General features: G+C 63.0%; 19 protein-coding genes. 12 read left to right on the forward strand and 7 right to left on the reverse strand.

The window, feature by feature from the left end; translation table 11 throughout:
* Window positions 1-162 precede the first annotated feature (162 nt).
* The 5 genes from M9890_06570 to M9890_06590 all read left to right on the forward strand — a co-directional run bounded on the left by M9890_06570 (window position 163) and on the right by M9890_06590 (window position 4,809).
* The gene (locus tag M9890_06570; protein ID MCO5176620.1) at window positions 163-1,101 is read left to right on the forward strand and encodes a rhodanese-like domain-containing protein; all 939 of its coding nucleotides are present in this window, start codon (window positions 163-165) and stop codon (window positions 1,099-1,101) included.
* A gap of 56 nt (window positions 1,102-1,157) precedes the next feature.
* Window positions 1,158-2,591 carry an SLC13 family permease gene (locus M9890_06575; GenBank protein MCO5176621.1) on the forward strand — a complete coding sequence of 478 codons (1,434 nt, stop codon included), beginning with the start codon at window positions 1,158-1,160 and terminating at the stop codon, window positions 2,589-2,591.
* 200 nt (window positions 2,592-2,791) lie between these two features.
* Entirely contained in the window at window positions 2,792-3,163 is a 372-nt protein-coding gene (locus M9890_06580) for a hypothetical protein (protein ID MCO5176622.1), read from the forward strand.
* Entirely contained in the window at window positions 3,160-3,468 is a 309-nt protein-coding gene (locus M9890_06585; protein ID MCO5176623.1) for a hypothetical protein, read from the forward strand. Before M9890_06580 ends, M9890_06585 begins: the two co-directional genes overlap by 4 nt.
* Window positions 3,469-4,809 carry a hypothetical protein gene (locus M9890_06590; GenBank protein ID MCO5176624.1) on the forward strand — a complete coding sequence of 447 codons (1,341 nt, stop codon included), beginning with the start codon at window positions 3,469-3,471 and terminating at the stop codon, window positions 4,807-4,809. It begins immediately after the preceding gene.
* Between the two features lie 51 nt (window positions 4,810-4,860).
* Here M9890_06590 and M9890_06595 read toward each other — a convergent pair whose 3' ends face one another.
* A complete protein-coding gene (locus tag M9890_06595; GenBank protein MCO5176625.1) occupies window positions 4,861-5,874 on the reverse strand; it encodes a hypothetical protein in 1,014 nt (337 codons plus the stop codon).
* A gap of 196 nt (window positions 5,875-6,070) precedes the next feature.
* On the opposite strand from M9890_06595, the gene M9890_06600 reads away from it, so the two are divergent.
* Window positions 6,071-6,346, forward strand: a complete 276-nt coding sequence (locus tag M9890_06600; GenBank protein MCO5176626.1) for a helix-turn-helix domain-containing protein — start codon at window positions 6,071-6,073, stop codon at window positions 6,344-6,346.
* 14 nt (window positions 6,347-6,360) lie between these two features.
* Here the strand turns inward: M9890_06600 and M9890_06605 are convergent, their stop codons facing one another.
* The 3 genes from M9890_06605 to M9890_06615 form a co-directional block, all read right to left on the reverse strand.
* Window positions 6,361-7,332: a nitronate monooxygenase gene (locus tag M9890_06605; GenBank protein MCO5176627.1), complete on the reverse strand. Its 972-nt coding sequence runs from the start codon at window positions 7,330-7,332 to the stop codon at window positions 6,361-6,363.
* Window positions 7,333-7,359: 27 nt separating this feature from the next.
* Window positions 7,360-9,006 (reverse strand): beta-lactamase family protein, encoded by a 1,647-nt coding sequence (locus tag M9890_06610; GenBank protein ID MCO5176628.1) that lies wholly within the window; start codon window positions 9,004-9,006, stop codon window positions 7,360-7,362.
* Between the two features lie 128 nt (window positions 9,007-9,134).
* Window positions 9,135-10,043, reverse strand: coding sequence for a hypothetical protein (locus M9890_06615; protein ID MCO5176629.1), 909 nt, complete (start codon window positions 10,041-10,043; stop codon window positions 9,135-9,137).
* 697 nt (window positions 10,044-10,740) lie between these two features.
* Between M9890_06615 and M9890_06620 the strand changes: the two genes are divergently transcribed.
* The 4 genes from M9890_06620 (at window position 10,741) to M9890_06635 (ending at window position 14,511) form a co-directional block, all read left to right on the forward strand.
* Window positions 10,741-11,148, forward strand: a complete 408-nt coding sequence (locus M9890_06620) for a hypothetical protein (GenBank protein MCO5176630.1) — start codon at window positions 10,741-10,743, stop codon at window positions 11,146-11,148.
* A gap of 343 nt (window positions 11,149-11,491) precedes the next feature.
* The gene (locus tag M9890_06625; GenBank protein MCO5176631.1) at window positions 11,492-12,694 is read left to right on the forward strand and encodes a Re/Si-specific NAD(P)(+) transhydrogenase subunit alpha; all 1,203 of its coding nucleotides are present in this window, start codon (window positions 11,492-11,494) and stop codon (window positions 12,692-12,694) included.
* Between the two features lie 72 nt (window positions 12,695-12,766).
* Window positions 12,767-13,078: an NAD(P) transhydrogenase subunit alpha gene (locus tag M9890_06630; protein MCO5176632.1), complete on the forward strand. Its 312-nt coding sequence runs from the start codon at window positions 12,767-12,769 to the stop codon at window positions 13,076-13,078.
* Window positions 13,075-14,511, forward strand: coding sequence for an NAD(P)(+) transhydrogenase (Re/Si-specific) subunit beta (locus tag M9890_06635; protein ID MCO5176633.1), 1,437 nt, complete (start codon window positions 13,075-13,077; stop codon window positions 14,509-14,511). The genes M9890_06630 and M9890_06635 overlap by 4 nt, the downstream gene beginning before the upstream one ends.
* Before the next feature lie 77 nt (window positions 14,512-14,588).
* Here M9890_06635 and M9890_06640 read toward each other — a convergent pair whose 3' ends face one another.
* Window positions 14,589-15,113 (reverse strand): cupin domain-containing protein, encoded by a 525-nt coding sequence (locus M9890_06640; GenBank protein ID MCO5176634.1) that lies wholly within the window; start codon window positions 15,111-15,113, stop codon window positions 14,589-14,591.
* Window positions 15,114-15,279: 166 nt separating this feature from the next.
* On the opposite strand from M9890_06640, the gene M9890_06645 reads away from it, so the two are divergent.
* Together M9890_06645 and M9890_06650 are read left to right on the forward strand one after the other, a co-directional pair.
* Window positions 15,280-15,840, forward strand: a complete 561-nt coding sequence (locus tag M9890_06645) for a TetR/AcrR family transcriptional regulator (protein MCO5176635.1) — start codon at window positions 15,280-15,282, stop codon at window positions 15,838-15,840.
* A gap of 61 nt (window positions 15,841-15,901) precedes the next feature.
* Window positions 15,902-17,134, forward strand: a complete 1,233-nt coding sequence (locus M9890_06650; protein MCO5176636.1) for an amidohydrolase family protein — start codon at window positions 15,902-15,904, stop codon at window positions 17,132-17,134.
* 77 nt (window positions 17,135-17,211) lie between these two features.
* Here M9890_06650 and M9890_06655 read toward each other — a convergent pair whose 3' ends face one another.
* Entirely contained in the window at window positions 17,212-18,480 is a 1,269-nt protein-coding gene (locus M9890_06655; protein ID MCO5176637.1) for a hypothetical protein, read from the reverse strand.
* Window positions 18,471-19,055, reverse strand: coding sequence for a sigma-70 family RNA polymerase sigma factor (locus M9890_06660; GenBank protein ID MCO5176638.1), 585 nt, complete (start codon window positions 19,053-19,055; stop codon window positions 18,471-18,473). Before M9890_06660 ends, M9890_06655 begins: the two co-directional genes overlap by 10 nt.
* Window positions 19,056-19,233: the final 178 nt, after the last annotated feature.

The following is a 19,233-nucleotide window of genomic DNA, read 5'->3' on the forward strand; positions in this document are numbered from 1 at the left end:
TGGCGGATGTCGCCGCTCCAGTCACACCGGGGCATTTCGTTTATGAGTATCACGGAAGCAACTGAGGTACTGGTGAATGCGACCTGAAAGTTCGCTGAAAACGCATCGCCCCTGTTTGCACCGGAGTGGTGGTCAATTGTCACGTCGCGTAGTGCAGCAATCGTGCCGCCCACAATCCGCCTGACGCGCCGCGCGCTGCTGGCCACGACGGTCGGCCTCGTCGCCGGAGCATGCCTGCCGACGGGCGGCGAGTCAAACGATCCGCCCACGCTCTCGACGACTGCCTTCCCCAATCCCGACATTCTCGCGACGACGGACTGGCTCGCCGAGCAGATGAGCAACCCGCACCTGCGGCTGGTCGATTGCTCGTCGCTGCGGTCGTGGAGGCGCGATCATCTGCCCGGCGCGCGGCACGTCTGGTGGCAGGACACGATCGAGATCCACAACGAGATCTACGGGATGCTGGCCGGGGCAGAGAGTCGGCAGCGCATCTTGAGCGACGCAAGCATCACTGCCGATTCCATGGTCGTCTGCTACGACCGCTCCGGCGGTGTCTGGGCGAGCCGCGTCCTCTGGATGCTGCACGCCAGCGGCTTCCGGAACGTGCGGCTCCTGGACGGTGGCGAGCAGGCGTGGCGGACGTCCGGGCATGCCGGAGAGCGTGCCGTCGAAGCCTCGGGCGAGCCCGTACATATCCAGCAGGACGAGAGCGTCATCGCGCACGGCGCAGACATCGTCGGGCTGCTGGAGCGCCCGGAGGTCGCGATTCTGGACACCCGCACGGAGGCGGAGCGCCGCGAGACGTGGTTCGATCACCTGCAACGCGGCACGATCCCGAACAGCCACTGGCTGCCGCGCGACGCATTCCTGATCGGCGGCGACAGCCTGGCGCTGGTTGCGCCGGACCTGCTCGAACAGCGTCTCGCCAGCGCAGGTGTGTCGCCGAACGCCGAGGAGATTATCGTCTTCGGCCTGCATGGCACGCTCGCCTGCCTGCCATACGTCGCGTGTCTCGCACTCGGGCGACAGCGCGTGCGCGTCTACGACGGTTCGTGGGCGGAGTGGGGCGCACAAGCCAAGTGGCAGATTGCGCCGATCTGAGACTAGCCTGATAGCGCCTGAGCCGGTAGCATCTGCGGCGGGGGGCAGATAGCCGGGTGTCATCTGAACAAGCAGACCAACGACTCCAACGCCGACGACTGATCGTCTCAGTCGTCGCCTTTGCCTTTCCGCTCATGGCCTCAATCGCACCGCCGACCATCGACGATCTGAGTCCGTGGGGGCTGCGAGTCCTCTCGGTCGTCGTCGCTGGGCTGATCCTCTGGATGTCGGAGGCGATGCCGATCGCCGCCACGTCGCTCGGCGTCGTCGCGATGCTGGCCATTGTCGGTCCGGGCGAGAGCGACGATGCGCTGCGCACGGCGCTGGCCGGGTTCGAGTCGCCGGCCCCGTACTTCCTGCTCTGCGCGCTCGCCCTCGGCACAGCAACGGTCAAGACCGGCCTGGCCCGGCGATTGGCGCACATGCTGGTGCGCGGCGCGCGCGGCAGCGGTCGTCGTCTCTACAGCCAGATGGTCGGGATGATGGGTCCGATGGCGGTGCTCGTGCCGTCTGCGCTCACCCGCAGCGCCATCCTGATCCCGGCCTACGAGTCGGTTTTCCAGACCCATCGGATTGAGCGCGGCCACCGTCTGCCACGGCTGGTGATGCTCGGTACCGGGCTGCTGCAGCCGCTGGCATCGACAGCAGTGCTGACCGGCGGGGCGGTTCCGGTCGTCGCGTCGTCGCTGGTTGGTGGCATCTCGTGGGCGCGCTGGTTCGCGCTGATGTCAGTGCCGATGTACACCCTGCTGATTTGTGTTGGCACCGCGCTCTACGTGCTCTACCGCCCGATCGACATGCCGGCCGAACGTCCGGCTCAAGCTGACGCGAAACCCACCGAGCTGCCACCGATGAGCGCCGTCGAGTGGCGCGGATTGATCATCATCGGCTCGACGACGATCCTCTGGCTGACCGACTTCCTCCACCACCTGAACCCGGCGATTCCGGCGCTGATCGGCGCGACAGCGCTCTTCCTGCCGGTCGTCGGCGTCTTGCGCTGGGATGAGTTCGAGAGCGGCTCGCCGTGGTCGATCTTCCTTGTCACAGCCAGCGCGTTATCGTTGGCGGTCGCGCTGAACGACAGCGGCGCGGCCTCGTGGGTGGCCGCAACGATCGTTGAGCAAATCCCGCTAGACACGTTCCCGCTGGTCCCGCTGTTACTCTCAATGATGGCGATCGTCGCCGTAGTGAACGCCATCCTGCCCAACCGGACAGCTGTGCTCGGCATCACGATTCCGCTACTCATGTCGCTGGCCGGCCCGCTGGGGCTGAACCCGGTCGTCGTCGGGCTGATGGCCCCGATCATCGCTCAGACAACGATCTTCTACCCGGTACAGATTGCAACCGCGCTGATTACCTACCGGACAAACCACTACACCGCCGGGGAGCTGGTGCGCGGCGGGGCGATTCTGACCGTCGTCAGTATCTTGATGATCTTCCTCGTCGCGCTGCCCTGGTGGGCACTCATGGGTGAGCCAATCCATCCATAAGAGTTACGCAATGTTTTCCCCGCGTGGCTGCGTCGGATGCGACGCTTGTGCATGACTCTTGACGCAAATGGTAAAACCTTCTGCGATTGCTGGAATGCCAGCTCGACAGCGCCACGCGACCTGCCAACTTCTCACCCGTTCGTGGATATGCTGCGACCCCTGGCCAGCCGAAGAGCGCTCCTCTTCGGGGAAGGTTTCGTGTGTCTCGCTATCGTGCATCGGCGTTGCTTGCCGTCGTAGCAGCCTTCGCGCTGCTCCTTACCTCCGTACCGCTACCATCACTCGGTGCCCGCCCGTCGATTACTGCCGGGCTCCAAACCTCACCTTCGCTGCCTCCAATTGACCCTGCCGTCAGCGCCCAGTGGGACGCTGCAGATGGCCCTGTCGCGCGCTTCGAAGTGACGCGCGGCTGGGTCTGGGGGCCGTCAATTACCGCTATCAGTGTCGACGATGTACCCGGAACAGACGGCGCAGTGCGGCGACAGGTCTACTTCGACAAGGGCCGTCGCGACGTTTGTCGATCCCGCCGCCGATCTCGCGGCCGTGGTTCGCGGTCGGCGCTCAACTGGTGACCGAACTGCTCTCGGCGCGATTCAGACGGCGGACGGTCAGTGGATTGAGCGCGGCCCTGCCCAACATTCCGGTCGTCGGCGATGTGGACCAGCCCAATCCAGTAACCTACGCGACCCTCGGCACACTCTCGCGCCTGCCAACCGACGAGTCGCCGGTGCTCGCCGACGACGCGACCGGCTCAGCCGTCACCGCCTTGCTGCACCCAGACGGGTCCGTGTCGGCAGACGGCCTGCCCGCGCCGGCGATCGCCATCGGTCGCTTCGACGAACAAACTCGTCACAATATCGCCTGCGGCGGTTGTTGAGTGGGAAGCACATCGCAGCCGTATTCCGCACTGTACGTCCTCGGCCACCCACTGAGCGAGCCGTACTGGGTGCAGACGGAGGTCGCCGGTGTCGAGCAGTACGTCCTGCTCCAGGCATTCGAGCGCCGGGTGCTGTCGTACACACCCGGGAACCCGGACGGTTGGCAGACCGAATCCGGCAACGCCGGACAGCACTACCGCATCTGGCGCAACCTGCATACGATCGCAGATCCACGACTCGCGGCGCTTGCCGTCACGATCCCGTACGGTGATGAAATCGTCCAGGCGGCCACCGAAGCCGGCGTCGATCCGTGGCTGATGGCGGCGATCGCGACAGCCGCGTCGGATGGCAACCCGCTATCGACGACCGACGACGGGCATACCGGGCTCATGGGTATCCGTTGGAGCGATGTGCCACGCGATCCGCAGGCAAATACCCGGATCGCGGCGGCGGAGCTCGCCCGCATCAGTGCCGCGACGAACGACACGTCGCTCATCCTCGCCCGCTACTACGCCGGGGACAACGCTGACCCGGCTGCAGGAAGCGTTGCGGCGTTCGTCAGTTCCGCGACAACAGCATTGAACGCTCTCCACGCGCGCATCAGCATCCCTGAGGCAGCCACCAACGCGGCATCGAGCGACCCAGCCAATGCACCCCTCGTGCAACTCCCCGCTCGCTTTGACAGCAGTTGGTGGTCGCAGTCGCTAGCCTGGTATGCAAGCTGGTCAGGTGCGCGCCCGGGCGCTGCGGATGATCCGGCGGACCGCTGGTGCGTCGCAGATGGCTACGTGCCCGGCGACCGCCTCCAGCTCACGGCCAACGGCAAGACGACCGACTGCACTGTCGGCGCGACGCCGGGATCAGTCGGCCTGCCAACCCTGGCTGACGGCAGCATCGGCATCAGCGCGGCGGCGGCAACGAGCCTGTCGCTCAACGGCGAAGCCGATGGCGCTGTGATTGAGCTCAGCACACAGCCAACGGTACAAACGCAGTCCGCCGAGCAACTCGTTGGCGAGGGCGCTGCCGCCTACTACAGCGCCAGCTACGACCGCGCCTGGTGGGAGCGCACAATCGGTCTGCACGCCAGTTGGGGCGGTGCGGTGAGCGGCTGGGCCGTCGACCCGAACGGCTACTACTGCGTCCATCCGGACTTCCGGCCGGGCCAGCGCCTGCGGCTCGTCGCCAACGGCATCACCATCGAGTGCACCATTGGCGATACGGTCCAGGCAGCGCATCAGGCGCAGTGGCGCTCGCGCTGGGCGATTGAGCTCTCCTGGAGCAGCTTCGCCGCACTCGGCCTCGACAAGAAGAACGTCGTCCAGGTGTTTGCAATCGAGTAACGCCTGCCAGACGCATGCGTTCGCGCGGGATAGTGCTTGCGCTGTCCCGCGCTAATTCGGGTTCATCACCGTTGCGCCATCCCAGTTGTCGACATAGTCGAGGAAGCGACGGATGTGATCGGCGAGCTCGGCGGTGGTGGGGTAGCCATCGACGCGGGTGAGCGGGCGCTGGTAGGCGTGCGACGCCGGCTCGTGGGATTGCACGGCTGCGTAGAACTCGACCCGAGCGCCGTTGGCTTCCGGGATCGCATGAACCAGCAAGCCACGCTGGAACCCGGCAGATGACCAGCGAATGACGACCTGCGCTGCTTCGGCCTGATCGTCGGTGGCGATCGTCACCGGATGCCGCCAGCCGTTGCTGGCTGTGCCAGCTGCGACCGCCAGGATACCGGCCAGCTCGCGGCGGCCATCGTCCGGCTGCATCTCCGGGCGCGGTCCGGCAAAGGCGGCGAACTCCTGGCGCAGACCGGTGCGGCGTTCATATCCGGCCCGAATACGCGGATCGCGCCAGAGGACGACTCCAGCGATCAGAATCGCGACGTGCAGCACGCCGATGACGGCGCTGAAGACCGGCGTCTGCCGCGAATAGATCGTCTCCCAGTCGCCGGAGACGCCACCCACCGCATCGATCAGCGGATAAAACACGAGCGCATTCAGCAGGCTGAAGGCACCGAAGACGAACAGCAGATAGGTGATCGCCACGTTGCCGGGCTTGAACCAGGCCCAGGCAAATGCGCCGAATCCAAGGATGACGTTCACCAGCGTGCCTGCAAAAGCGATCCAGGCCAACTCGATCGGCGTGTAGCGCCCGATATGCTCGACGTAGCCGTAGTAAAGGAAGAAGCCCCAGCCGACGATCTGGCCGCCGAGCGCCTTGACGAAGACCGCATGTCCGAGCTCGTGGAGGATGACGCTGATCGGCACCAGCACGAACAGCGCAAGGCGGGTCAGGCGCTGGCGCTCGTCCATCGTCAGGCGATTGTCGAACAGCGCCTTGCGGTTTCGGACGGCGTCGACGAGCGACGCGACGGCAATGACCGCCAGCATCACCGTGAAAATCGGCATCCCACCATCAAACACGGTCCCGGTGCCCCCGTCCGGCTCTGCTCCACGCGCCGCACCATCTGCGACGTCGCCATTGTACTGAGAGTGGGCGACGCAACTCTCGGCACGCGATATGCGTCATTGGATAACACCAAACGTCGTGTTCGCGTTTTTGGCATCGATCACTAGATCGGCGTTGCGAAAGGGGTGTCCGCCAATGCTTTTCCCTGACGATCAGAGCCCGATCTCTGAGCTGCTTCACCGTGACCATTACACACCGGACGAGCTGGCACGACTGCTCGATCTTAGCCCGGAGGTGGTTCGTCACGAGGTCCGCGTTGGCCGACTGAAGGCGTACATTATCGATCACCGGGTAATCGACATCCGACGGCCAGACGTGATCGATTGGCTCGATCGCCGCCACACTGAGCTGATCGACATGCTGCAGCGTGGCGCGAGCGAGCCGGCGACGTCGCATTCCAGCGAAGACTGAGCGCGCTAGCACGCTCAGTCTTGCACGACCGCAGCTGCCGCCGAGCGCAGCGCGCTCGTGGCAACTGCGGTCATGTGGCGGATGATCTCATCGACCGGCAGAATCGCGTCGATCAAGCCAACGCTCTGGCCGGACATGGCAACGAGCTCGTAGAGACGGCCCGCTGCGCCCGCGGCTGCCACTTCGCGGCGCATCGCCTCGACATCCAGCGTGCCGGCCTGCCAGGCCGCTTGCACACGCTCGGCAAACGGCGTGCGGATGGCAGTCGGAACGGTCGCGTACTCGCCGGGTGCCGGTGGGAAGATGGTGTTCCAGGCGTTGAGCTTCATGACATCGCCCGGCCCGCTGGCGACGATCATCTCTTTCCAGCCCTGCGCGATCTCCGCCTCGACGGAGGCGAGGAAGCGCGTCCCGACGTTCACGCCCTGTGCGCCAAGGGCCAGCGCCGCGGCGATCCCACGCCCGTCGGCGATCCCACCGGCTGCGACGACCGGTATCGGCGACACGGCGTCGACGACCAGCGGTACCAGCTCAAGCGTCGAGATCGCGCCGGTGTTGCCGCCCGCCTCAGCGCCCTGGGCGATGATGATATCTGCGCCACCCTCAGCCGCCTCAACTGCCGCGCGAACCGTGACGACCTGCTGGACGACGACCGCGCCGACCTCGTGGGCACGCGCGACAAGATCACCCGGATCGCCAAGCGCGAACGAAATGACGGCTGGTCGCGCGTCGAGCGTGGCCTGAAAGGCTTCCTCATCAAGCTGGGAGATGCCGTGATTGACCGCGAACGGGCCATTGGTGCGCTCGGCGGCCACCTCAATCTCGTGGCGCAGCGCGTCGGCACTGAGCCGCAGTGCGGCAATGCTCCCCAGCGCACCGGCGTTCGAGGCAGCCGCGGCCAGCATGCCGGTCGCCGCCCCGCCCATCGGCGCTTGAATGATCGGTGTCTCGATCTTCAGCAGATCGCACAATGCGGTGCGTAGCATGACCCCTCCATATCCCCACCCGTGGCCCTATGGCGTGAAGAACCGATAGTAGTCGCCGCCCGAGATCGTGGCGCGCAGGGCCTCGCCATCAACGATCGTGTCGAATCGGATCCAGTCGTAGATGTGACCGTTAATCGGAATGCCGAAGAGACCATCGCCTTGCGGCACAAGTGCCTGCTCTTCGTCAAAGCCATCCGGCGCTGCATAGGTAAAGAGCAGTTGCAACTGGCCCTCACAGGCAACGACACGAACATCACTCGTCCACGGGTTATGCGAACGATAGTGGCCAGTGTAGGCGTGCCACTCCTCAGGCAGCGGGTCATATGACGGGCGTTCGACGCCGTCGCGGTAGAGCACATCGCCACCATGAACGAGCGCCACAGCGTTCTCACCATCAAAGCGCACTTGTAGCCAGGTCCAGGCGAGTTCCGGGTCAGCCGCACGGAACGAGGTCGCGCCCAGCTTCGTCAACGGAACCCGGCGTCCCTCAGTGACCAGCGACAAGCGATCGCCGGACGCCACGATCTCCCAGGTAAGCAAATCGGAGCGATAGGTTCCAGCGATGCTGTCAGCATTCTCAACGGCATCGAGGTCCGGCTCGTCCGGCAGCGGCGGCAGATCGGTCCCGTCCTGCGCGGCAGCGAGGACCGAGATCGCGTAGCGCACGATCCGCTGCTGCATGCCAGTGCCGTTGACCAGGACAACAGCACCGATGCCGCGCTCGACATCCGCGAACATCGCCGATTCGTAACCGACCATGCCGCCGGTGTGCCCGAGAATCTCCATCCCCTCGCGCGTGTCGGTATACAGCCCGCAGCCGTACCAGAGGCCAGAGCCCTTGCCCATCTCGATGACCCGCTCGGTCAGCAGCGCAAAGCTCTCCTCGGAGAGAACGCGTCCGGCTGGGCCGACTCCACCGTTCATCAGCATCCGTAGCCAGATCGTCAGGTCGGATGCGGTCGAGCAGATGCAGCCGTCGCCGGTGTTGGACTCCAGCCAGGTCGCCGGAGCGAGTGGGTCGCGCGGGTGCCACGGGCGGTCACCATCACGAGCGACGTAGCCGACAGCCAGCCGCGGTCGCACGTTGTTGTCGATTACCGGCACTGTATCGTGCATCCCGAGCGGGTCGAGCAGACGCTCGCGAATAACCTCCGCGTAGGGCTTGCCCTCCAACCGCTCCAGCAGCAGGCCGAGCGCCTTGTAGCCCAGGTTCGAGTAGTGGAATCCCTCGCCGGGTGCGTGCGCCGCCTGCAACTCGCGTGTCGCCCAGACCTCGAAGCGCGGATCGGGCGTGAAGTCGTTCCCGCCGGACAGGCCGGATGAATGCGTCAGCAGGTGATGAACAGTGATCGGCGCGTACTCGGACTGAATCGCAAACAGCGGCAGCAGATCGGAGACCGGCGTATCCAGATCCAGCCGACCCTCGTCGCGAAGCTGCAACAACGCAACCGCCGTGAACGACTTGCCGATCGAACCGAACTCGAACAGGTGCGATGGTTTGACCGGTATCCCGGCTGCAACGTCAGCCAGACCGGTCGTCGCGACGGCGATCAGCTCGTCGCGCGTGGTGAGTGCCAGCGAAATCCCCGGACCGGTATCTCGCGCGAGCCGTGCATTGACGAATTCGTCGATCCTGCCGAGTGCAGCATCGAGCGCCTCGTTGGTCCAGTTCACGTCTATCCTCCGGTGTGCGAATCACTGCTACACGTGCCGACCGACCATTGGCCGATCCAATAGCAGAATAGCGCACTCCGTCCGGAGAGACTGGCTGTCAACACGCCCGGTTGCGCAGCGGTGCTGGCTCAGCCGATCGGTGCAGGGACAGGGCTGTTGTCGGCGTAGCGCCAGCGGTAGTAATGCTGGCCGATGTTGCCCGCCTCGACCTGCCAGCCGGCGGCGTTGTCGGGTGTGTAAGTCAGACAGCGTCGCTCGAAGCACTGAATCAGCACGTCCCGATCGACACCGGCGACCTTGACCGTCGCCCAATACGCCTCGGTGATCGGGAAGCCGGTGGCGTAGAACGGATCCTGGAAGATCTTGCCCTGCGCCGTGTTGCCGTTGTCCCAGACGACGCCGCTCGAATTCATGAAATCCCAGAAGACGGACGCGACCTGGTGGTCGATGCCCCACGTTTGCAAGCGATAGCCAGCAGTGACGCCAAAGCGCGCCAGGGAGCTGTCGGTGGTTGTCCGGCCATCGCGGGCGACACGGGTCGTCAGCACCTGGCCGTCCATCGCAGCCGGAGCGTTGAGCAGCCGCAGGAACGTCGCGTAGGTTGGCGCAGTCGGGTTGACCGCATCACCGGCGACCGGGATCTGCGCCGGCTCCCAACTCCAGAACAGGTTATCGCCAGCCTGCACGCGCCCGGTAATCAGCTCCTTCGCCAGCAGACCGTTTGTGACGTACCACGGGGAGTCGGGGGCAACAGTCGGATCGGTCGTGATCTCCATCCGACTCTTGTCGAAGTACTGGACGATGCGCTTGCCACCGGGCGCTTCGACATACGGCTCGATGATGCCGCCGGTGTAGCCCGACGGCCCCCACATCCAGGTGCGGCTGACCGCGACATCCGCGACCGGCTTGTCAGTACGCTGCCAGGTGGTTTCGAACGCCGGAGTCCAGATCAGCGACCCAGCGCTGGCAGCCGAGGTCGCCAGGGGGAAAACAACGACAACAACAATAAACACCAACGGAATGAACCGAGATCGCACAGTCAGATACTTCCAGAGTAGAGAACGGGTCGGGCGGTGACGCCGAGCTTCCCGGCCCCGGCGTCGAACCAGAAGTATTCACCGCCGGGGTGGCGGTTGCCGAATTCAAGGTTCGCATCGAGTTCGCGCCTGCGTCAGTGCCGCAGACCACTCGCGCGATAAAGTGGTCGGCAAAGTCCAAGTTTTGTCTGGGATATGGTAATGCAATCGTGTTGTTCGCAGCACCAGGCGTGTTGCTTCAAGGAGTTACATTATGACTCTCGCTATCCGTTCTGCACACAACCAGCTTTCTGAACAACTGCAATGTGCGCTCAGCGACGGTTACCTGACCACTGAGCAGGTTCGAGAGCGGTGCATTTCAAACCCAATCGCCTCGACCTCAACGTAGCCGAGGCTATACAGTGTGCCCACAACGACAGTCTTCCTCAGACAACTGTGGGTGCGGACTTGAGCTCCTTATCAGCCTCCTCGCTGACTAGCCTGCATGCCAATCTGCGGACGCACCCTGCGTGAGGCAGTTGGCGAGTTCGTTCATCATCTGAATTCCCTGCTCAGCAGGATGTTGACGCATACACCTCTCCAGTCATTCGTCTCCGAACGCATCGAGAATGGCACTCGCCGCGAATTTGCAGTTGTCACGTTCCCTCGCCAAAGCGACGGGACTGCAACGATCGAACTGGCAACCGGATACGGTCTAATGGACTTCTACATTGCCCAGACGCTCGACGGTGTTGAGGATCCTGATCGGAAGCAATTGCGACTACGAGCCGTGAGCTATGTATATGCGCTTCAACCGCATTCGTGGGACGATCGCATCGTTCGGTGGGAGTACGTCAAATTCCCGGCTCAGGAGTCATTCTGGTGTCGCCATCATCTCCAGGGGCCGTTGGAGTTTGCGATTCGTGACAGCCGAGGTGCAATACATACCTCGACATTGAACGAATGGCACCTGCCAACCGGGTGGGTCACAATCGAAGAAGTCATCCGCTTCTGTCTACACGATCTCGAAGCGTCAGCGCTCACGGATCGCCAAGAGTGGCATGCGGCACTGAACGACAGCATCGAGATCTTTCGAACCCGATTCTCAGCGTTTGGTGAGACGTAGAAGCGCCTGCGCTCGCCGGGCCCGCGTTTAGCCAATACTGCTGCTTCACCTGCCGTCTGCGTTGCGCAGCCAAGCGCATACCCTGAATTCGTTGTAGAATTCACAACCCGAGGCATGTCGATGCGCAGGGTCGTCAGGACAGCGTGCGCTGGTCACGTCCTGACAGCGAATCTGGGCCATCCGATGGGGGTCGGAACGCTACCTCGGTCCGGTACAGCGACCACCTGCGGCGACATCCACGTCTGGCCGACGAGAGGCGTCAGGCACCTCGTTGCGCACCTGCGCACGAGCGATTGCGATGTCTACCCGTCGGCACGTTCAATCTCTGGGAGGCGTACCGGTCATGGTGGAATCCGCACCTACAGCTGCTGCCCAGGCCCGTCCGGTAACCATCGGCGTGCCGAAAGAGATCGTCGAGAACGAGCGTCGCGTCGCGCTCATCCCCGACGCAGTCAAGAAATTTGTGGCAGCCGGCCACTCCGTCCTCATTCAGTCCGGGGCAGGGCTGGAGGCGGCGTACACCGATGATGCCTATACGGCAGCCGGTGGGACGATTGTGCCGGACGCCGCTGCCGTGTTCGGCAAAGCTGATCTGATCCTCAAGATTCAGAAGCCGGAACCGAACGAAGTCGCGATGCTGCGCAATAGCACGACGCTCCTCGCCATGCTGCAGCCGCTGGTGAACCACGATCTCGTCCGCCAACTGGCGAGCGCAGGCGTGACGTCCGTCTCGATGGACGCGATCCCGCGCACGACGCGCGCGCAGTCGATGGACGTGCTCTCGGCGATGAGTACGCTCGGTGGCTACAAGGCCGTCCTGCTGGCAGCCGACAACATGCCCAAGATCTTCCCGATGCTGATGACCGCCGCCGGCACAATCGCACCGGCCAAGGTGCTGATCATCGGCGCTGGCGTGGCCGGGCTGCAGGCGATCGCGACGGCACGTCGCCTCGGCGCGGTCGTCGAGGCGTATGACACTCGCCCGGTCGTCAAGGAGCAGGTCGAGTCGCTCGGCGGCAAGTTCGTCGAAGTCGACATGACCGGCATTGAGGCACAGACGCAGGATGCCGGTGGCTATGCCCGCGAGGCGTCGCCAGAGCTGCTGCGCCGCCAGCAGGAGACGATGGCAAACCGGGCGGCGCGCTCCGACGTGGTCATCACTACGGCGCTCGTGCCGGGCCGACCAGCTCCGAAGCTGGTGATGGCCGACACCGTCGCTAAGATGCAGACCGGCTCAGTGATCGTCGATATGGCCGCCGAGACGGGTGGCAACTGTGAGCTGACCGTCCCCGGCGAGATCATCACGACACCCAACGGGGTGACGATCATCGGTCTGACGAACCTGCCGTCCACGCTACCGTTCCACGCGAGCCAGATGTACTCGAAGAACCTGCAGAACCTCCTGGCGATCATGCTGACCAAGGAGGGCGCGCTGAACATGAACTTCGAGGATGACATCATCAAGGGCACGACGATCACGATGGACGGTGCGATCATCCACGAGGCCACGAATAAGGCGATGGGACAACCGGCCGCAACGAGCTGAACGACTGACGATCAGCGAGCGTTGGACCTGGGGGTAAGGAGAGGTTGTGCGTCATGAATCGGGGGCTCGGGTATGAGTAACGAGGTCCTCCTCGGGATCTACGTCTTCCTGCTGGCGATCTTCGTCGGCGTTGAGGTAATCGGCAAGGTGCCATCGACCCTGCACACGCCGCTGATGTCGGCGACGAACGCCATCCACGGCATCGTCCTGCTCGGCGCGATGATCGTGCTCGGCTGGGCAGATCAGTGGTGGCTGCAAGTGATTGGCTTTTTCGCGGTGATCCTCGGCGCGGCCAACGTCTTCGGCGGCTTCGTCGTGACTGACCGCATGCTGGAGATGTTCAAGCGCAAGCCGGGCGCTGGATCGGCAGGCCAGAAGCGATGAGCGATCTGTTTACGACCCGCGACGGTCTGGTCGGACTGGCCTATCTCGTCGCTGCGATCTTCTTTATCTTCGGTCTGCGCTACCTGTCGAACGCCCAGACGGCGCGACGCGGCAACCAGATCGCCGCAATCGGCATGGGTATCGCCATTCTGGCGACATTCTTCCTCCACCAGGATGGTGTGGGGATGTCGGCCACCAACATCGTCCTGATCATCGTTGCCATCGCGATCGGCGGCGCTGCATCGACCTATCCGTCACGCAAGGTGCCGATGACGGCGATGCCGCAGATGGTCGCCATCTTCAACGGCATGGGCGGCGCGACGGCAGCACTGGTTGCCATCGGCGAGTTCATGCACCTGAGCGACGAGCTCAGCCGCGGACAGACCATCTCGGTCGTCCTCGGCGTCATCATCGGCTCGATCTCCTTTGCCGGTAGTGTCATCGCCTTCCTGAAGCTGCAGGAGATGATCTCCGGTCGGCCAATCGTCTGGACCGGACAGAACATCGTCAACGCGATCGTCGCCCTGGGCATCGTGGTGCTCGGCGTCTCGGTGGCGCTCGGCTTTGTCGAGGGTGATACGGCCAAGGGCCTGCTGCTTGGCGTCTTCGGCCTGTCGCTGCTGCTCGGTCTGGCGACGGTGCTGCCCATCGGTGGCGCGGACATGCCGGTCGTCATCGCGATCCTGAACTCGTTCACGGGCGTCGCGGCGGCCATCACCGGCTTCCAGCTCGACAACCAGGCGCTGATCGTGGCTGGTGCGCTCGTTGGTGCGTCCGGTGCATTCCTGACGCTGTTGATGGCTCGCGCGATGAATCGCTCCGTCTCCAACGTCCTCTTCGGCGCATTCGGCTCGCACACAACATCTGGTGGTGGTGCCACTGGCGCAGGCGGCGAGGCGCTGCCGGTGCGCGAGATCAGCGCCGAGGATGCGGCGATCCCGCTGTCATATGCCGAGCGCGTCATCATCGTGCCGGGCTACGGTCTCGCCGTGGCGCAGGCGCAGCAGCAGGTGCGTGAGCTGGCCGATCTGCTCAAGGAGCGCGGCGTCGATGTGCGCTACGCAATCCACCCGGTGGCAGGTCGTATGCCGGGCCACATGAACGTCCTCCTCGCCGAGGCCAACGTCGCTTACGACGACCTCTACGAGATGGAGCAGATCAATGACGACTTCGCCAACACCGATGTCGCGCTCGTGATCGGCGCGAACGACGTCACCAACCCGGCGGCGCGCAGCGACACGAGCAGCCCGATTTACGGCATGCCGATTCTGAACGTCGACCAGGCGAAGAACATCATCGTCCTGAAGCGTGGTATGAGCTCCGGCTTCGCCGGCATCGAGAACATGCTCTTCCACGACCCGAAGACATCGATGCTCTTCGGCGACGCCCGCGCCTCCCTCGGCAAGCTGATCGAGGCGGTCAAGGCGACCTAGGCCCAGCACATCTGACACAGTGACACGAGCGGGGGAGAAATCTCCCGCCCGTGTCGTTGTCCACGCACAACAGTCGCTCATCGACTGGCAGACGGTGGCCGATAGCCGCGCAGGCGGACAAACGGTCGGAGCAACAGACCTCCAACCCGGATGATCGACCAGGGCGGCGATGTCGGACGCAACACATCGCCGTAGCTGCTGATGAGAACGATCATCCTCGGCGTTACTTTCACGCCGTCAGACGTCGGAGGTGTTTCGTCCATCAACGCAAACCAGTCGCGGAAGAACTCTTCACTCCGCAGCGCCGGTCGCGCTTCCTGCAGAGAGTGGGCGTCCTCCGGGCCGGGGTTCCAGAAGTTGTGGGGAACATTGGGAGGAATGACGATGCGCTCACCAGCGCGAACGACGTACTCCTGTCCTTCAATCGAGAAATGCAGCACTCCAGCCAACACTTCAGCTGATGTCTCCTGATGTGGGTGAACATGCATCGGCTCCGGTGGTCCGGGCGGGTTGACCGTGTCAATCTGTAGCAGAGCTGCATCATGATGAACAAACAGCATGCGCTGACCAGTGCGGGGATTGACGATCTCGTTGGTGGGCATGGCCGACTCCTTCCTCTGGGTGAACGTCGATGCTGTGGTTCGGCACATTGTTTGATATTCGATAGAGTGAATCTATACTGAATATATGACACCGTCAAGATCTCGCCGCCAATACGATTCAGCCAGACGCCGCGAACAGGCCGCAGCCACCCATGAGCGTATTCTCGTGACTGCTGAGCGGCTATTCGCCGAGTTCGGCTACACGACGGTAACGATGGACTTGATTGCTCGGGAGGCCGGTGTTGCGGTCGCGACTGTCTATCAGCACTTCCCGGCACGAACGGCGATCATCGAAGCTATGGCTGATGCCGTTGTTGCTGCGCCGGATCTGAACGTTGAACAGGTGACAGCCGAGGTCGACCCAATCGAGCGCTTCAAAATCGGAGCACGGATCATCAGTGACCTGAACGAGCGAGCGTGGCTGGTCAACAGCATCTTGCGCGATTCGCGCGGAAGTGACGCAAGGCTGGCAGAGATATGGAACACGTGGCAGTCGCGTCACTACAACGCGGTTCGGCGCGCGGTCGACTCACTGGCTGCTGCTGGCGATCTGCGCGCAGGCGTCGATACTGAGCGGGCTGCCGACGTGCTCTACGCGCTGATGGGCAGCGAAGTGTACCGGGCACTTGTCAACGAACGTGGCTGGACGCGGAAACAGTACGAAGAGTGGCTCTTCCAGATTACCAGCCGCGAACTGCTGGACGGTCCACCAAACGACCTGCGGTAGACTAGCCGCGGCGTGCCTCTCGGCGATGCCAGGAGAGAACGATGGAGATGGGAGAGACGCGATGGCAGGGCGATATCTGATTCGTGGCGGTGTGCTGATTGACGGTACCGGCGCAGATCCGATTGAGGACGGCGCGGTTCTGGTCGAGGACGACAAGATTGTCGAAGTCGGACCGGCCAGCGCCATTTCGGCCGGCAGGGCGGACGTGATCGACGCCAAGGGCCGCACGATCATGCCGGGCATGATCGACACCCATATCCACATCGGCTCGGATGGCAACCCGAACCCGATGGGACGGCTCAAGGACCTCGTCGCGTATTCCGCTATCAAGTCGGCGGTCCACGCCAAGGCGCTGTTGGAGGCGGGCTTCACCGCCGTCCGCGATGCCGGCGCGCACGGCTACACCAACATCGCCACCCGCCAGGCGATCAACAACGGGCTGATCGTCGGGCCGCGCATGCGCGCGCCGGGCTACGGACTGACCAGCACCGGCGGCCACGGCGATAGCTACTACCGCCCAGAGGTCCACATCGACAATCCCGGTCTGGTCGACGGACCGGACGAAGTGCGCCGCACCACCCGCCTGATGCTGAAGATGGGTGCCGACTGCATCAAGTTCGTCTCGGCCACTGGCGGTGTCATGTCGGACGGCGACGAGCCGGCAGTGCCGCAGTTCACTGTCGAGGAGATGGCGGCAGGCATCCACGAGGCCAAGATGCACGGCGTCTACACCTTCGCGCACGCGCAGGGCAATCAGGGCATCAAGAACGCCATCACGGCCGGTATCAACAGCATCGAGCACGGCTTCTGGATCGATGATGAAGCTGCCCAGATGATGATCGACAACAACGTCTGGTTCGTCCCGACACTCAACGCCGTCTATCAGATCGTTGAGTACGGCGAAGAGGCTGGTATCCCGTCCTACGCGGTGCGCAAGGCACGCGCTGCGCAGGAAGCCCACCTCGAGAGCTTCGACCGCGCCTACAAGGCGGGCGTCAAGATCGCGATGGGCACAGACGCCGGCACGCCGTTCAATCGCCAGGGCGAGAACGCGATCGAGGTTGACCTGATGGTCCGCGCCGGCATGAAGGCGATGGACGCCATCGTCGCCACAACCAAGACTGCTGCCGAGCTGCTGCAGTGGGGCGACAAGACCGGCACGCTGGAGGCCGGCAAGTGGGCCGATGTCATCCTCGTCGACGGCAACCCGCTCGACAACGTCGGCATCCTCCGCCAGCCGGATCATATTGCGCTGGTCATGAAGGGCGGCACCGTCGCCGCAAGCCGGATGTAGGCCGACAACCAATCCATCTGCAACAGCGTGAGCCGTTAGGATTCCCGAGAATCCCAACGGCTCACTTTCGCATTCCTTTACGGAGTGCTCGTAATGGCCTCGACGAGATCGACCAGATCATCGAGCGTCCAGCGCGGCGCGGCCAGCACGGAGATTGAGTACCACGACTCAGCGTCCGACCATACGGCACTCGCCGGATCGCCGCTGTCTGGATGACCAACCCAGGCCACCTCGCCAATTGATGTGGTGATGTGCTGCGCCGCACGAGGTGCTGTCACAACGGTATTGCTGCGTGGGCTGATTGTGAGTTCCAGAGGCATGCCATCGGTGCTGCTCAGGATAATGTGATCCCAGGTGCCATCTTCGCAATATTGATTGGTGACCTGCCATTTGACGGGCAGCACCGCCTCGATCATGACTCGCGAGCACGTCGCGGAGGCTGCTGCTGTTGGCGTTGCAAACACGTCACTCGCCAATTGCTCACTCGGCAGCTCATCCCAGGTTTGGACATCGGACGAAGAGACGACGACAGTCCCACTATGCGCTGTCTCAGCCACGAAACTGATGCTCAACAGCCGTTCGCTGTGATCATCCAGTACAACACGGCGATGCACGCCGACTACGTCATCATCGATGGCATTGGAGAGCGACGCGAGCGACGCCGCGTCGAACTCAGGTGAAAGGTCAACGTCGATGAGCTGCTGACCTTCGCTTTCAGTAATGCGGATGTGATCAGCATCAGCAGCAATGAGATTCGTCCGAATCTGATCGAGCGACAGTCGTGTCACGTTCAGCTCGTCCGGAACCCATGTCGGCTCGCCGTCACCTGTCGCGACTCCATCTCGATACAGCAGCGCCCAGGTTGTTTCGGTTTGAACAAGGCGACCGATCACCGTGCCATCCAGGTCACGGGCCTCGATCGTTTGTTCCCAAACTCCGTCGTCAGAAGTTCGCTCCCAAATCTCCGTGACCCATGTTCGCTCACCACCCTGCTGACTCGAACGCTGGAATACCGTCGCGACAATATGACGGCCCTGTCCAGCGTCCGGAACAGAGACGAGTCGCTCGGCCGCTGAGGCAACATCGAATGCGTGATTCGGCTCGCGTTGGAGAAGCAGGCCAACAGCAATCAAGATGACCAACACAGCACCATACAACCCGGCCCGCATGAACCCCGGACGACCTGCCAACCAGAATCGCTTGGGTTGTTCTTGTTGAACGTTGGACGAAGCAACGATCATCAGCACTCGTTTTCGAACCGACGCTGGCGCATAGATCGATGTGAATGTCGAACGCAGTTCATCTTCAATCGCATCATCATTCGTCATCAGGTTATCTATCTGCATGCAGCAACCTCTTCACGGAGTTGGCGAATAACGCGCGTCAGGCGCATACGAACAGCGCTGCTCGAAATACCCAGGATGTCGGCAATTTCCACGCTTGTCAGTTCAGCGGCATATCGAAGAGCCACCAGCTCGCGTTGGTCACCAGGGAGTCGTGCAACCGCATTGAGAAGACAAATGCGCGTCTCAGTTCTTGCAACAGCAGCAAACATCTCGTCATCAGCGGTAACCTGACGGCGTCTGCGAGTGTCTACCGCATGCTTGATTGCACGCCATCTGTTGCGCTGGTGGTCAGCGATTCGACGAGACGCAATCGTGAACACCCAGGTGGTAAAAGCTCCGCGGTCGGCATCAAATGCATCAAGACGTTCGAACACGGCTAGCATTGTTTCGCTTGTAATGTCCTCTGCGGCATCGAAGGAGCTGGTTCGCGATAAGGCATAGCGAAAAACGCGATCTGCGTATCGGTCGTACAACTGAGCGAAGCGCTCAGGGTCATGCAGCGCAGCCACGACCAGTTGCGCGTCACTTACCTCTGTGCCCGTCACAACTTCTGAGGAAACGACCTCAAACGGCATGACACTCCCCTCACTGGTGCGAGTTGCCGCAAGTCTGATCGTTATTCGGGGAATACAGCAAAGTGCAACACAGAGAGCGAAGCCCCTGCCGATCCCTCCGCATGGACAGGACCCGGCCTGTCCTCGCCGTGAGGCGATTCTCCCGCGCCAAATGATCGTTTCTGGAATCTACGCCATC

The organism is Thermomicrobiales bacterium, from assembly GCA_023954495.1.
Lineage (GTDB): Bacteria > Chloroflexota > Chloroflexia > Thermomicrobiales > CFX8 > JAMLIA01.

Coding starts and splice junctions, on each gene's coding strand:
- M9890_06620 (MCO5176630.1), top strand. CDS start 10,741: ATGGACTTCTACATTGCCCAGACGCTCGACGGTGTTGAGGATCCTGAT.
- M9890_06605 (MCO5176627.1), bottom strand. CDS start 7,332: ATGCTACGCACCGCATTGTGCGATCTGCTGAAGATCGAGACACCGATC.
- M9890_06630 (MCO5176632.1), top strand. CDS start 12,767: ATGAGTAACGAGGTCCTCCTCGGGATCTACGTCTTCCTGCTGGCGATC.
- M9890_06655 (MCO5176637.1), bottom strand. CDS start 18,480: ATGCAGATAGATAACCTGATGACGAATGATGATGCGATTGAAGATGAA.
- M9890_06595 (MCO5176625.1), bottom strand. CDS start 5,874: ATGCCGATTTTCACGGTGATGCTGGCGGTCATTGCCGTCGCGTCGCTC.
- M9890_06635 (MCO5176633.1), top strand. CDS start 13,075: ATGAGCGATCTGTTTACGACCCGCGACGGTCTGGTCGGACTGGCCTAT.
- M9890_06625 (MCO5176631.1), top strand. CDS start 11,492: ATGGTGGAATCCGCACCTACAGCTGCTGCCCAGGCCCGTCCGGTAACC.
- M9890_06650 (MCO5176636.1), top strand. CDS start 15,902: ATGGCAGGGCGATATCTGATTCGTGGCGGTGTGCTGATTGACGGTACC.
- M9890_06640 (MCO5176634.1), bottom strand. CDS start 15,113: ATGCCCACCAACGAGATCGTCAATCCCCGCACTGGTCAGCGCATGCTG.
- M9890_06600 (MCO5176626.1), top strand. CDS start 6,071: ATGCTTTTCCCTGACGATCAGAGCCCGATCTCTGAGCTGCTTCACCGT.
- M9890_06660 (MCO5176638.1), bottom strand. CDS start 19,055: ATGCCGTTTGAGGTCGTTTCCTCAGAAGTTGTGACGGGCACAGAGGTA.